This window comes from Variovorax sp. GW823-FHT04B03 (assembly GCF_058796495.1).
The window spans coordinates 651,481-664,474 of record NZ_JBXAIT010000004.1 but is presented as its reverse complement, the minus strand read 5'-3'; the positions used below and the strand labels follow the sequence as shown (position 1 = coordinate 664,474).

Annotated in this window: 14 protein-coding genes and 1 tRNA gene; 7 read left to right on the top strand and 8 right to left on the bottom strand. The window is 66.1% G+C overall.

What is annotated here, in order from left to right; genetic code table 11:
• Positions 1-126: 126 nt before the first annotated feature.
• From AC1RAD_RS20410 to AC1RAD_RS20385, 6 genes are all read right to left on the bottom strand, one after another.
• Positions 127-202, bottom strand: a tRNA-Thr gene (locus tag AC1RAD_RS20410).
• Between the two features lie 25 nt (positions 203-227).
• On the bottom strand, positions 228-1,241 hold the full coding sequence (locus AC1RAD_RS20405; protein ID WP_070062369.1) for a class 1 fructose-bisphosphatase: 1,014 nt from the start codon (positions 1,239-1,241) through the stop codon (positions 228-230).
• 23 nt (positions 1,242-1,264) lie between these two features.
• Positions 1,265-3,964, bottom strand: a complete 2,700-nt coding sequence (gene pepN, locus AC1RAD_RS20400) for an aminopeptidase N (protein ID WP_492736841.1) — start codon at positions 3,962-3,964, stop codon at positions 1,265-1,267.
• Positions 3,948-4,637 (bottom strand): HAD family hydrolase, encoded by a 690-nt coding sequence (locus tag AC1RAD_RS20395; RefSeq protein WP_095950519.1) that lies wholly within the window; start codon positions 4,635-4,637, stop codon positions 3,948-3,950. The genes pepN and AC1RAD_RS20395 overlap by 17 nt, the downstream gene beginning before the upstream one ends.
• 3 nt (positions 4,638-4,640) lie before the next feature.
• Positions 4,641-5,745 (bottom strand): peptide chain release factor 2 gene (prfB, locus tag AC1RAD_RS20390; RefSeq protein ID WP_095950518.1). Its coding sequence is split into 2 segments (ribosomal slippage): positions 4,641-5,663 and positions 5,665-5,745, totalling 1,104 coding nucleotides; the frame shifts between segments, so codons are not numbered across the junction.
• A 125-nt stretch (positions 5,746-5,870) separates the two neighbouring features.
• The gene (locus AC1RAD_RS20385) at positions 5,871-6,695 is read right to left on the bottom strand and encodes a MetQ/NlpA family ABC transporter substrate-binding protein (protein WP_307637742.1); all 825 of its coding nucleotides are present in this window, start codon (positions 6,693-6,695) and stop codon (positions 5,871-5,873) included.
• 235 nt (positions 6,696-6,930) lie between these two features.
• Between AC1RAD_RS20385 and AC1RAD_RS20380 the strand changes: the two genes are divergently transcribed.
• The 4 genes from AC1RAD_RS20380 to AC1RAD_RS20365 are packed head-to-tail and all read left to right on the top strand — an operon-like array spanning position 6,931 to position 9,702.
• Positions 6,931-7,800: a methionine ABC transporter ATP-binding protein gene (locus AC1RAD_RS20380; RefSeq protein ID WP_492736838.1), complete on the top strand. Its 870-nt coding sequence runs from the start codon at positions 6,931-6,933 to the stop codon at positions 7,798-7,800.
• Positions 7,793-8,455, top strand: coding sequence for a methionine ABC transporter permease (locus tag AC1RAD_RS20375; protein ID WP_492728203.1), 663 nt, complete (start codon positions 7,793-7,795; stop codon positions 8,453-8,455). Before AC1RAD_RS20380 ends, AC1RAD_RS20375 begins: the two co-directional genes overlap by 8 nt.
• Positions 8,456-8,498: 43 nt before the next feature.
• Positions 8,499-9,323: a MetQ/NlpA family ABC transporter substrate-binding protein gene (locus AC1RAD_RS20370; protein WP_062473320.1), complete on the top strand. Its 825-nt coding sequence runs from the start codon at positions 8,499-8,501 to the stop codon at positions 9,321-9,323.
• 28 nt (positions 9,324-9,351) lie between these two features.
• Positions 9,352-9,702, top strand: a complete 351-nt coding sequence (locus AC1RAD_RS20365) for a hypothetical protein (protein WP_492736836.1) — start codon at positions 9,352-9,354, stop codon at positions 9,700-9,702.
• 42 nt (positions 9,703-9,744) lie between these two features.
• Here the strand turns inward: AC1RAD_RS20365 and AC1RAD_RS20360 are convergent, their stop codons facing one another.
• On the bottom strand, positions 9,745-11,109 hold the full coding sequence (locus tag AC1RAD_RS20360; protein WP_492736834.1) for a D-amino acid dehydrogenase: 1,365 nt from the start codon (positions 11,107-11,109) through the stop codon (positions 9,745-9,747).
• 65 nt (positions 11,110-11,174) lie between these two features.
• Between AC1RAD_RS20360 and AC1RAD_RS20355 the strand changes: the two genes are divergently transcribed.
• The 3 genes from AC1RAD_RS20355 to AC1RAD_RS20345 are packed head-to-tail and all read left to right on the top strand — an operon-like array spanning position 11,175 to position 12,551.
• A complete protein-coding gene (locus AC1RAD_RS20355) occupies positions 11,175-11,642 on the top strand; it encodes an Lrp/AsnC ligand binding domain-containing protein (protein ID WP_062473326.1) in 468 nt (155 codons plus the stop codon).
• Positions 11,639-12,118: a GNAT family N-acetyltransferase gene (locus AC1RAD_RS20350; protein ID WP_492736832.1), complete on the top strand. Its 480-nt coding sequence runs from the start codon at positions 11,639-11,641 to the stop codon at positions 12,116-12,118. Before AC1RAD_RS20355 ends, AC1RAD_RS20350 begins: the two co-directional genes overlap by 4 nt.
• A 31-nt stretch (positions 12,119-12,149) precedes the next feature.
• Positions 12,150-12,551 (top strand): OsmC family protein, encoded by a 402-nt coding sequence (locus tag AC1RAD_RS20345; protein ID WP_070062377.1) that lies wholly within the window; start codon positions 12,150-12,152, stop codon positions 12,549-12,551.
• 13 nt (positions 12,552-12,564) lie between these two features.
• Here the strand turns inward: AC1RAD_RS20345 and AC1RAD_RS20340 are convergent, their stop codons facing one another.
• Complete coding sequence (locus AC1RAD_RS20340) at positions 12,565-12,918, bottom strand: winged helix-turn-helix transcriptional regulator (protein WP_492684541.1); 354 nt, start codon at positions 12,916-12,918, stop codon at positions 12,565-12,567.
• Positions 12,919-12,994 lie beyond the last annotated feature (76 nt).

Genomic DNA, 12,994 nt, shown 5'->3' with positions numbered 1-12,994 from the left:
TGGATGCGACATCTCGATGAGTCGAATGACCGGGCGCGCCGAACTGCCGTGCTCAAAAGTCTCATACGTCGCCCAAGAAAAAGGCTCTGTTGCTATCTTATACATAGCAACAGAGCCTTGTCTTTTTGGTGCCGGAGAGATGAATCGAACACCCGACCTTCTCATTACGAATGAGCTGCTCTACCGACTGAGCTACACCGGCGAAGCCTCAGATTATAGCCAAGAAATCAAGGCTTCTCGGCGTGGTACTGCGTCAAACGCTCCACTTCGTGACGCGAACCCAACATCACGCTCACGCGCTCGTGCAGTTTGGTGGGCTTCAGGTCGAGGATGCGCTGCTTGCCGTTGGTGGCGGCGCCGCCGGCCTGCTCGACGAGCCAGCTCATGGGGTTGGCCTCGTACATCAGGCGCAGCTTGCCGGCCTTTTCGGGCTCGCGCTTGTCCCACGGGTACATGAAGACGCCGCCGCGCATCAGGATGCGGTGCACGTCGGCCACCATGCTGGCAATCCAGCGCATGTTGAAGTCCTTGCCGCGCGGGCCTTCCTTGCCGGCCAGGCATTCGTCGATGTAGCGCTTCACGGGCTCGTCCCAGTGGCGCATGTTGCTCATGTTGATGGCAAATTCCTTGGTGTCGGCCGGAATCTGGATGTCTTCCTGCGTGAGCACGAAGCTGCCTTGCTCGCGGTCGAGCGTGAACATGGCCACGCCGTTGCCCACGGTGAGCACCAGGGTGGTCTGCGGGCCGTAGATGCAGTAGCCGGCGGCCACTTGCTGGCTGCCGGGCTGCAGAAAGTCGGCTTCCTGCACGCCGGGGGTGTCGTCGGGCTTCTTCAGCACGCTGAAGATGGTGCCGATGCTCACGTTGACGTCGATGTTGCTGCTGCCGTCGAGCGGGTCGAACATCAAGAGGTATTCGCCCTGCGGGTAGCGGTTGGGCACCACGTGGATGGTTTCCATCTCTTCGCTGGCCATGGCCGCGAGGTGGCCGCCCCATTCGTTGGCTTCAATGAGCACTTCGTTGGCGATGATGTCCAGCTTCTTCTGGATTTCGCCCTGGACGTTCTCGCTCTCGGCGGTGCCGAGCACGCCACCCAGCGCGCCCTTGTTGACGGCCTGGCTGATGCTCTTGCAGGCGCGGGCGACCACTTCGAGCAACAGGCGCAGCTGGCCGGGAATGAGGCCGTCGGCGCGTTGCTGCTCGACGAGGTAGCGGGTGAAGGAGATTTTTTGTTGAGCCATGGATCTTGTGGGGTTCAGTGGGTTCAGTTTCCGGCAAGGGCGCGGGTGACGACTTCGTGCGTGTCTTTGCTCAGGTCGGGCTTGGCAGCCACGCGGGCAATGGCTTCGCGTGCGGCGCTGCGGTACGGCTCGGCCAGCTTGCTCCAGCGGTCGAGCGCGCGCGCCAGGCGTGCGGCCACTTGCGGGTTGATGGCGTCGAGCTCGATCACGCGCTCGCTCCAGAACACGTAGCCGGCGGCGTCGGCGCGGTGGAAGGCGCCGGGGTTGCCGCTGCAGTAGCTGAAGATCACGCTGCGCGCGCGGTTGGGGTTCTTCAGCGAGAAGTCGGGGTGCTTCATGAGCTGCTTGACCAGCGGCAGGATGTCGCCGCCGCGGTCACTGGCGCCGGCCTGCAGCGAGAACCACTTGTCGATGACCAACGCCTCGTCCTTGAACATGGCGTGGAAGCGCGCGAGCGCCTGCGCCGCCAGGGTGTGGCCCGACGACACGAGGGCGTTGAGCGCGTTGAAGCGGTCGGTCATGTTGCCCGCGTCCTTGAAGCGCTGCAGGGTCTTGCCGGGCCACACGGTGTCGCCCGAGGCGCGCGCCGCCAGGCACAGGAAGTTGAGCGCCATGCCGGCCAGCGCGCGGCGGCCCGACGAGGTCGGGTCGGGCGTGTAGGCGCCGGTGTCCTTGTTGTCTTCGTAGGCCTGTTCCCAGTCGGTGAAGAGGGCGGTGGCGAGCTGGGCGCGCATGGCTTCGCGCACGAGGTGCACGCGCTGCGGATCGACCACGTCGAGCTGCTCGGCAATGTAGGTTTCCGACGGCAGCGTGAGCACCAGCTCCTTGAAGGCGGCGTCGAGCTGCGGGTGGCGCAGCACGCCGCGCATGGCGTCGAGGTAGGCGTCGTTCAGCACCGGCGTGGTGTCGGTGGCGTGCGCGGCAATGGCTTGCAGCGCGGCGCGCAGGCCCAGGCGCTGGCCGGCTTCCCAGCGGTTGAACGGGTCGGGGTCGTTGGCCAGCAGGGTGAGCAGCTGGGCGTCGGTGTACGCAAAGTCGAGGATCACCGGCGCGCTGAAGCCGCGCAAGATCGACGGCACGGGCTCGGCGTCCAGGCCCACGAAGGTGATCTGCTCGCCGGCGCGCGACAGCACGATGGTGCGGGTGCCGCGTGCGACGTCGCTTTCGCCCTCGAGCTGCATGGGCAGCTCGCGGCCGGTGGCGGCGTCGAGCAGGCCGATGTTCAGCGGGATGACGAAGGGTTCCTTGGTCTGCTGGCCCGGCGTGGGCGGGCAGCTTTGCACCACGCTCAGGGTGTAGCTGCGGTTCTGCGCGTCGTACACGCCGTGCGCGGCCAGGCGGGGCGTGCCGGCCTGGCTGTACCAGCGCTTGAACTGGGGCAGCAGGCGGGCCAGTTCGGAGTCGGGGTTGGCGTCGGCAATGGCCTGGGCGAAGTCGTCGCAGGTCACGGCCTGGCCGTCGTGGCGCTCGAAGTACAGGGTGATGCCCTTTTCGAAGCCCTGGCGGCCGACCAGCGTCTGCATCATGCGAACGACCTCGGCACCCTTTTCGTAGATGGTGACGGTGTAGAAGTTGCTGATCTCGATGTAGCTGTCGGGCCGCACCGGGTGGGCCATGGGGCCGGCGTCTTCGGGGAATTGCGCGGTGCGCAGCACGCGCACGTCCTCGATGCGCTTCACGGCGCGGGCCGAGGCGTCGGCGCACAGGTCCTGGCTGAACTCTTGGTCGCGGAAGACGGTGAGGCCTTCCTTCAGCGAGAGCTGGAACCAGTCGCGGCAGGTCACGCGGTCGCCGCTCCAGTTGTGGAAGTACTCGTGGCCGACCACGCTTTCGATGTTGCTGTAGTCGGCGTCGGTGGCGGTGGCCTGGTTGGCCAGAACGTACTTCGTGTTGAAGATGTTCAGGCCCTTGTTCTCCATGGCGCCCATGTTGAAGTCGCTGGTGGCCACGATCATGAAACGGTCGAGGTCCAGCGGCAGGCCGAAGCGGGCTTCGTCCCACAGCACGGAGTTGACCAGCGAGTTCATGGCGTGCTCGGTCTTGTCGAGGTCGCCGGCGCGCACGTACACCTGCAGCAGATGCTCCTTGCCGCTGCGCGCGGTGATGCGCTGCTCGCGCGCCACGAGCTTGCCCGCCACCAGGGCGAACAGGTAGCTGGGTTTCTTGAAGGGGTCGACCCACTTGGCGAAGTGGCGGCCTTCGGGCAGTTCGCCCTGGTCGACGAGGTTGCCGTTCGACAGCAGCACCGGGTAGGCGGCCTTGCTGGCGCGCAGCGTGACGGTGTACATCGCCATCACGTCCGGACGGTCGAGGAAGTAGGTGATGCGGCGGAAGCCCTCGGCCTCGCACTGCGTGAAGAAGGTGTCTTCGCTCACGAACAGGCCCATCAGCTTGGTGTTCTTGATGGGGCAGCAGGTGGTGAAGAGTTCGAGCTCGAACGCGTCGGGCAAACCGTCGATGACGAGCTGGTCGCCTTCCATGCGGAACGAGGCGCCCTGGCCGTTCACGAGCACACGCGCCAGGTTGAGCTCGTCGCCGTCCAGGCGCAGCGGCTGGGCCGGCACCTCGGGGTTGCGGCGCAGCTGCATGCGGTTGAGCACGCGGGTCTTGGCGGGGTCGAGGTCGAAGGTCAGGTCGACGGTGTCGATCCAGAACGCCGGCGCGGCATAGTCTTCGCGGCGGATGGCAATGGGTTGCCCTTGGGCGTCACGCTGAAGCAGCATCGAGGGTCTCCAGAAAATTCGAATGGGCCAGTTCGTTGTAGTCGCGAACGGCGGCGATCACGTGGGGGCCGGCCAGCTCGGCGGCCGTATGGGTGCTGCACACGGCCACGGCGCGCATGCCGCCGCGGCGGGCCGCTTCGATGCCGAAGGGCGCGTCTTCGAAGACGATGCAGCGCTCGGGCGCCACGCCGATGCGGCGCGCGGCTTCCAGAAAGATCGCGGGCGTGGGCTTGCCCGAAAAGCCTTCGTCGCCACCGACGATGGCCAGCGGCAGCGGGTCCATCTTCAGGCGCGACATGGCGAACGCGATGTTGTGCCTGTCGCCGGCCGTGCCCACCGCCACCTTCAGGCCGCGTGCCACCGCGGCCTTGGCGAAGGCGGTGAAGCCCGCCACTTCGGTGAAGTTGTCGTGGAAGAGCTCGCGGTAGATCTCTTCCTTCTCGTGCACCATCGCCTGGCACTCGGCATCGGAGAGCGCGCGCTCGAACAGCTCGCGCATGCTCTCGGTGCCGGTGCGGCCCGTGGTGCGCGCGAGGATCTCGCTCACGTCGAGCTGCACGCCATGGCGCTGCGCGAAGGTCACCCACGAGCGCGCATGCCAGGGCATGGAGTCGATCATGGTGCCGTCCATGTCGAAGATCAGGGCTTCGACCCTGCCGGTGTTCAGGCTCATCGGTCAGACGCCTTGCTTGAGCGAGGCTTCGATGAACACGTCGAGGTCGCCGTCGAGCACCTTCTGCGTGGCCGAGACTTCGACGTTGGTGCGCAGGTCCTTGATGCGGCTGTTGTCCAGCACGTAGCTGCGGATCTGGTGGCCCCAGCCCACGTCGGTCTTGCTGTCCTCGAGCTTTTGCTGCTCTTCCTGGCGCTTGCGCATCTCGTGGTCGTACAGGCGCGAGCGCAGGCGTTTCCACGCCACGTCGCGGTTGCTGTGCTGGCTGCGGCCGTCCTGGCACTGCACCACGATGCCGGTCGGGATGTGCGTCAGGCGCACGGCCGAGTCGGTCTTGTTGATGTGCTGGCCGCCGGCGCCCGAGGCGCGGAAGGTGTCGGTGCGCACGTCCGAAGGGTTGATCTCGATCTCGATCGAGTCGTCGATCTCGGGGTACACGAAGATCGATGCGAAGCTGGTGTGGCGCCCGCCCGACGAGTCGAACGGCGACTTGCGCACCAGGCGGTGCACGCCGGTCTCGGTGCGCAGCAGGCCGAAGGCGTAGTCGCCCTCGACCTTGATGGTCGCGCCCTTGATGCCGGCGGTGTCGCCGGGCGTTTCGTCTTCGATCTGCGTCTTGAAGCCCTTGCGCTCGGCGTACTTCAGGTACTGGCGCAGCAGCATGCTGGCCCAGTCGCAGGCCTCGGTGCCGCCGGCGCCGGCCTGGATGTCGACAAAGGCGTTCAGCGGGTCGGCCGGGTTGTTGAACATCCGGCGGAACTCGAGCTGCTTGATGTCGGCTTCGAGCGTGGCGGCGTCATCGGCAATGGCCTGCAGGCCATCGAGGTCGCCGTCTTCCTTCGACATCTCGAAGAGCTCGGTGTTGTCCGACAGCCCGTTGGTGAGCCGGTCGAGCGTGACGACCACGTCGTCGAGCGACTTCTTTTCCTTGCCCAGTTCCTGGGCCTTCTTGGGGTCGTTCCAGACGTTCGGGTCTTCGAGCGATGCGTTGACTGTCCTCAGTCGTTCAGCTTTGGCATCGTAGTCAAAGATACCTCCGTAAATCGACCGTACGGACGCTCAGGTCCGCGAGCATTGCGCCGATTTGGTTGATCTGTTCTGCGTCCATGGGGTGTCCTGACTGTGTGAGGTTGGTGTTCGGGGGAACCCGTCATTTTCTCACGGTCCGCCAACCCGCCAGGCAGCGCCCCTGTATTGCGCCTTCCCTCTCGGGGGGAAGGCGCGGGCACCGAATCAGAACGCCGGAATCAGCGACCCCTTGAACTGCGTCTCGATGAAGCTGCGCACCTCCGGTGACTGGTAGGCCGCCACGAGGCGTTTGGCCCAGGGCTTGTCCTTGTCGGCGCGGCGCACGGCGATCAGGTTGGCGTAGGGGCTCTGGGCCGATTCCTTGATGACGGCGTCCTTGCCGAAGGACAGGCCGGCCTTTTCGGCGTAGTCGTTGTTGATGGCCGAAATGGCCAGGTCGTCGAGCGAGCGCGGCAGCTGGGCGGCGTCCAGCGACACCAGCTTGAGCTTCTTGGGGTTGGTCACCACGTCCAGCGGCGTGGCGTTGTTGTTCTTCACGGCCTCGGGCTTGAGGGTGATGAGCTTGGCCTGTTGCAGCAGCAGCAGGGCGCGGTTGCCGTTCGACGGGTCGTTCTGGATGCCGACCGAGGCGCCGTCGGCCAGCTGGTCGATCGACTTGATCTTGCGCGAGTAGAAGCCCAGCGGCGCGGTGATGGTCAGGCCCACGGGCACGAGGTCGAAGCCGCGCGCCTTGATCTGGTTGTCCAGGAAGGGCTGGTGCTGGAAGGCGTTGGCGTCCAGGTCGCCGGCGGCCAGCGCCGCGTTGGGCAGCTGGTAGTCGTTGAACACCACGACCTGGACGGTCAGGCCGTCCTTGGCGGCCACCTTCTTGACCACCTCGAACACCTGCTCGGCGCTGCCGACGGAAATGCCGACCTTGACGGTGTTCTTGTTGTCCTGCGCAACGGCGGCGCTGCCGGCGAAAAGGGCGGTGACGAGGGTGGCGAGGGTGGCGAGCGTGAGGCCGCGGCGGCGGAAAGTGGAATGCATGGTGGCGCGAAATCGAAGAAATGAAGGCGCCGAATGTGGCATTGCCGCCGCGGATCGGGAACGAATCAATCCTCATATCGATATGGCTTCCACTCGCTCCATATGGTCTTTCTTATTTGATTTTTTATATAAGCACGAGCCGATTTGTTCGTTCCCTTTCGGCTCGTTTCTTTTCATACTCGGCACCTTTTTGCGAACCTGCGCGATCGCGCCCTTGCGGCCCGCGCCTTCTTTCATGACCTTCCCTTCGCCTGATGCGGCACGCGGCAACGCGGCGCCGGTCATCCGTCTTCAATCGGTGCAGAAGTCGTTTGCCTTGCCCAGCGGCGAGGTGTTCGACGCCGTGCAATCGCTCTCGCTCGAGATCCAGCAGGGCGACGTGTTCGGCCTCATCGGCAAGAGCGGCGCCGGCAAGTCGACCTTGCTGCGCCTCATCAACCTGCTCGAGCGGCCCGATGCGGGCAAGGTGTTCGTCGGCGGGCGCGACCTCACGACGCTCTCGCGCCGCGAGCTGCGCGACACGCGCCAGAACATCGGCATGATCTTCCAGCAGTTCAACCTGCTGCAGAACGCCACGGTGTTCGACAACGTGGCCTTCCCGCTGAAGATCCACGGCCGCCACTCCAAGGCCGAGATCAACGAGCGGGTGCGCGAGTGCCTCGACCTCGTCGGCCTGGCCGAGAAGATCGACACCTACCCGGCCCAGCTCTCGGGCGGCCAGAAGCAGCGCGTGGCCATTGCCCGCGCGCTGGCGCCGCGCCCGCAGGTGCTGCTGTGCGACGAGCCCACCTCGGCGCTCGACACCGAAACCACCCGCGCGCTGCTCGAGACGCTGCGCGACATCAACCAGAAGATCGGCGTGACCATCGTGATCGTCACGCACGAGCTCTCGGTGGTCGAGGTGCTGTGCCGCAACGTGGCCATTCTCGAAAAGGGCCGCCTCATCGAGCAGTTCGCCGTCGATGCGCCGAGCGAGGAACGCAAGACCGCGCTGGGCCGCGAGATCGACGAACTGGTGCGCCGCCGCGAACGCGAAGCACGTGAACCCGTGGTGCCGCGCGTGGCGACCGCACAGCGCAACGCGCAGGAGCTGGCCTATGTTTGAGAACATCACCCCCATCCTTCCCGAGCTGTGGACGGCCACGGGCCAGACCTTTTTGATGCTGGCCATCGGCCTGTCGGCGGCGGTGCTCATCGGCGGGCCGCTGGGCATCCTGCTGTTCCTGCTGGGACCGGGCCAGTCGCTCGAGAACAAGCCCGCGTTCCACGTCCTCAACTGGATCGTGAACACGGTGCGTTCCTTCCCGTTCATCATCCTGCTGGTGGCGCTGGTGCCGTTCACGCGGATCATCGCGGGCACCTCCATCGGCCCGCTGGCGGCCGCGGTGCCGCTGTCGTTCGCGGCCATTCCGTACTTCGCGCGGCTGGTCGACCAGTGCCTGCGCGAGGTGCCGCGCGGCGTGATCGAGGCGGCGCATGCCATGGGCGCCTCGGAGCTGCAGATCGTCTGGCGCGTGCTGGTGGTCGAGGCGCGCTCGGGCCTGGTGCTCGCGCTCACCGTGCTGGCCGTGAGCTTCCTGTCGTACTCGGCGATTGCCGGTGTGGTGGGCGGCGGCGGCATCGGCGACCTGGCGATCCGCTACGGCTACTACCGCTTCCAGACCGACGTGATGGTGCTCACCGTGGCGCTGCTCGTGGTGCTGGTGCAGATCCTGCAGTTCGTGGGCAACACCACGGCGCGCCGGCTCGACAAGCGTTGATGTCCCTTTCTCCTTTTTCTTCTCTCATCTTTCAGTTCATTCCATGAAAACCGCACTGCTGCGCCGTTCCGTCCTCGCCGTTTCCCTCGTCGCGCTGTCGCTCGGCGGCCTCTCGCTGTCGGCGCAGGCGCAGGACGCCAAGAAGAACCTCGTGATCGGCGGCACCGCCGGCTCCAACGCCGACCAGCTCAAGGCCGGCATCATTCCGATCCTCGAGAAGAAGGGCTACAAGGTGAAGCTGGTCGAGTTCAACGACTACGTGCAGCCCAACCTCGCGCTGGCCCAGGGCTCGCTCGACGCCAATTTCTTCCAGCATCGGGTCTACCTCCAGAAGTTCTCGGCCGACCAGAAGCTGGACCTCGCCGAGCTGGTGCAGGGCCCGATCGCGCCCATGGGTGTGTACTCGACCAAGCGCAAGACGCTGGCCGACGTGAAGGAAGGCGACCGCGTGACGTTGCCGAACGACCCGAGCAACCTGGCGCGCGCGCTGGTGCTGCTGGAGCAGAACAAGCTGGTCACGATCAAGGCCGGCATCGATCCGCTGCGCGCGTCCGAGAAGGACGTAGCCGAGAACCCGAAGAAGCTCAAGTTCATTCCGCTCGAGGCCGCGCAGCTGCCGCGTTCGCTGGGTGACACCGAGTACGCCATCGTCAACGGCAACTTCGCGATCTCGTCGGGCCTGAAGCTCACCGAGGCCGTGGTGCTCGAGAAGACGCCCGACTACTACCTGAATGTGGTCGCCGTGAAGAGCGCCGACAAGAACGCCGCCTGGGCCAAGGACATCGCCGAGGCCTACCGCTCGAAGGAATTCAAGACGGTGGTCGACAGCAAGTTCCAGGGCTACGCCAAGCCCAGCTTCCTGCAGTAATCCCTCACGCTTCAGCGAAGGACGCCCCATGCCCGTGCTCGCCGTATTCGATGGCCAGGCCAATTGGCGCGACACGCACGTGTGCGACGGCTGGATCAGCGACCACCTCGCGCGCCACGGCGTGCGCTGGGGGCGCGGCGAAGCCGAAGGCCAGCGCACGCTCGACAGCGCGGGGCTGTTCTATCTGCCGACGGCGGAGGGGTATCTGGGGTTGTTGGTCGAAGGCGGGGAATGGGTCGCCATTCCCGCCGATGCGCCGTATTTCTTCGATGCGGGCGAGGCCGCTTCGCTCGACGGGCTGCCTGCCGCGTTGCCGCGCTTCGAGGCCTTTGTCGAAGAGGTGCTTGCGATGACGGGCAACGACGCGAGCGACGAGTAGGTCAGCGCGGGCCTGCGCGGCCCGTCGCATCCCAGGTGTCGCTCAGGCCGGCGCCGTCGTCGGGCTCGGGCGCGCCGAGCGCGACGGGCCTTGCGTGTAGCGGTCCATCGCCAATCCATCTGTGCGGATCTCCGGCCGCTGGCCCGTCACGAGGTCCGAGATCAGCTTGCCCGAGCCGCAGGCCATGGTCCAGCCCAGCGTGCCGTGGCCCGTGTTCAGGAACAGGTTGGGGTAGCGCGTGGCGCCGACGATGGGCGTGCTGTCGGGCGTCATCGGGCGCAGGCCGGTCCAGAAGCTGGCGTTGGGCAGGTCGCCACCCGGGAACAGGTCGCTCACCACTTTCTCGAGCGTGGCGCGGCGCGCCGGGTTCAGGCGCAGGTCGAAGCCGCCGAGCTCGGCCATGCCGCCCACGCGGATGCGGTTGTCGAAGCGCGTGACGGCCACCTTGTAGGTTTCGTCGAGCACGGTCGATTGCGGCGCGAGCGATTCGTCGAGCAGCGGCACCGTGAGCGAGTAGCCCTTGACCGGGTACACCGGAATGTCCAGGCCCAGCGAGGCGATGGCGGCGCGCGAGTAGCTGCCGAAGGCCATCACATAGCGGTCGGCCGTGAGGATCTTGCCGGCACGCGTGCGCACGCCGGTGATGCGGCCGCCGTCGGTCTCAAGGCCGTCGATGGTCTGGCCGAAACGGAAGTCCACGCCCAGGCCGTGCGCGATCTCGGCGAGGCCGCGCGTGAACAGGTGGCAGTCGCCGGTTTCGTCGTTGGGCAGGCGCAGGCCGCCCGTGAGGCGCTCGCGCGCGCCGGCCAGGCCGGGTTCGACGCGCGCCAGGGCGTCGCGGTCGAGCAGTTCATAGGGCACGCCGCATTCCTCGAGCACGGCGATGTCGCGCTGCACCGCGTCGAGCTGCGCCTGCGTGCGGAACAGCTGCAGCGTGCCGCCGGTGCGGTGCTCGTACTGCAGGCCGGTGTCGGCGCGCAGTTGCTGCAGGCAGCCGCGGCTGTATTCGGCCACGCGCATCATGCGTTCCTTGTTGACCGCGTAACGCTCCGGCGAACAGTTGCGCAGCATCGCGGCCATCCAGCGCAGCTGGAACAGCGTGCCGTCGGGGCGGATCGACAGCGGCGCGTGCTTCTGGAACATCCACTTGATCGCCTTCAGCGGAATGCCGGGCGCGGCCCACGGCGTCGAGTAGCCGGGCGACACCTGGCCGGCGTTGCCGAAGCTCGTTTCCTCGGCTGGGCCGGCCTGCCGGTCGAGCAAGGTGACTTCGGCGCCGGAGCGCGCGAGGTAGTACGCCGTGGTGGTGCCGATCACGCCGCCGCCGAGAACGATGACTTTCATGGTGTATTCGCGTATCTGAATGGAATGATGTGAATCTAAAGTGCACAATGCAGTGGATTCCATTGTTTTTAGGTCTTTGGCCGTGAAAATCGCTGCCGAAAACCGTCCAAGACCCCGCGCGGAGTGAAATGCCCGAACTCGACCGAATCGACCGCAAGATCCTCGACCTGCTGCAGCGCCAGGGCCGCATTTCCATGACCGAACTGGCCGAGCGCATCGGCCTGTCGGCCTCGCCCTGCGCCGAGCGCGTCAAGCGCATGGAGCGCGACGGCGTCATCACCGGCTACCACGCGCACGTGTCGCCCGAGGCGCTGGGCAAGACGCTGCTGGTGTTCGTGGAGATCAAGCTCTCGGCCAAGTCGGGCGACGTGTTCGACAAGGTCAAGCAGGAGCTGTTGCACATGCCCGAGGTGCTCGAATGCCACCTGGTGTCGGGCAGCTTCGACTACCTCGTGAAGGCGCGCCTGAGCGGCATGAGCGAGTACCGGCACCTGCTGGGCGACATCCTCAAGAAGCTGCCGGTGGCGGCCGAGTCGCACAGCTACGTGGTGATGGAAGAGATCAAGGAAACACTGATGCTGGCGGTGGACCGGTGAGCGGGGCCGCTATCGTCATCCGGCCCTGGCGCCTGGCCGACTTCGACGCCGTGAAGGTCATCCTCGACGACACCTTCGCGAGCACCTGGCTGCCGCAGCTCACGCCCGAGGCCGCGAAGGCCTATGCCGACAGCGGCGAGCCCGTGGGCTACATCGACGAGAGCGGCCCGGCCTTCTTCGTGGCCGAACTCGACGGCGAGGTGGTCGGCATGGTGCACTGGGAGCACGACTTCGTGCAGGCCCTGCACGTGCCCGCCGCGCACCAGCGCAAGGGCATCGCCCGCGCGCTCATGGCCTTTGCCGAAGCCGGCATGCGCGCCGACGGCGTGGCGCAGGCGCGGCTCGAAACCGACACCTTCAACACGCAGAGCCAGGGCCTGTACCTTGCGCTCGGCTACCGCGAGGCCGGCCGCTACCCCGACCTCGAATGGCACAGCGGATTCACGACCATCCTGTATGTGAAAGACTTGGCCTGAGCTTTCTTTCCACCCCTTCAAGGACATCGGCATGACCCTCTCGATCCGCCGCGACGGCACCACCGGCACGCGCCATATCCTCAAGATCCGCAACCACGAGATCCCGGTCGATGCATCGCCCGCGGGCGGTGGCAGTGACGGTGGCGCCGAGCCGCACGACCTGTACGACGCGTCGCTGGCGGCCTGCAAGGCGCTCACGGTGCTGCTCTACGCGCGCCGCAAGGGCATTCCGGTGGAAGACATCGAGGTCGTGGTCGACCGCGACGACAGCGAGGAGCGCAAGGGCATCTACCGCCTGAAGTCGGGCCTGCGCCTGACGGGCGATCTGACTGAGGCGCAACGCGACGAGCTGCTGCGCGTGGCCGGCAAGTGCCCCGTGCACAAGCTCATGACGGAAGTGAAGACCGAAATCGAAACGGGATGGGCCGACTGAACGCGTTGCGCCCTTACTTCGCCGCTTCGGCCTGCTTGCGCGCCGCCGCCACGCGCTTGGCATAGCGGTCGCCCCAATCGGCCAGCGGCCCCAGCGCCGCATTGAGCGTGGCGCCGAGCGAGGTCTCGGAATACTCGACGCGCGGCGGCACTTCGTGGAACACCTCGCGGTGCACGAGGCCGTCGGTTTCCATCTCGCGCAGCTGCTGGATCAGCATCTTCTCGCTGACCTCGGGCAGCAGCCGCTTCAGCTCGCCGAAGCGGTAGGGCTGCAGGTGCAGCTCCCACAGGATGACGGCTTTCCACTTGCCGCCGATGACCTCGAACGCGGGGCCGACGCCGCAGTTGTAGGGCTTCTTCGCTGCCATCTCTTGCTCCTTGCGATTTCAATACTTCCCATTTGGTAAGTACCTTACTTTATCGTAGGTACTTGACCATATGGAA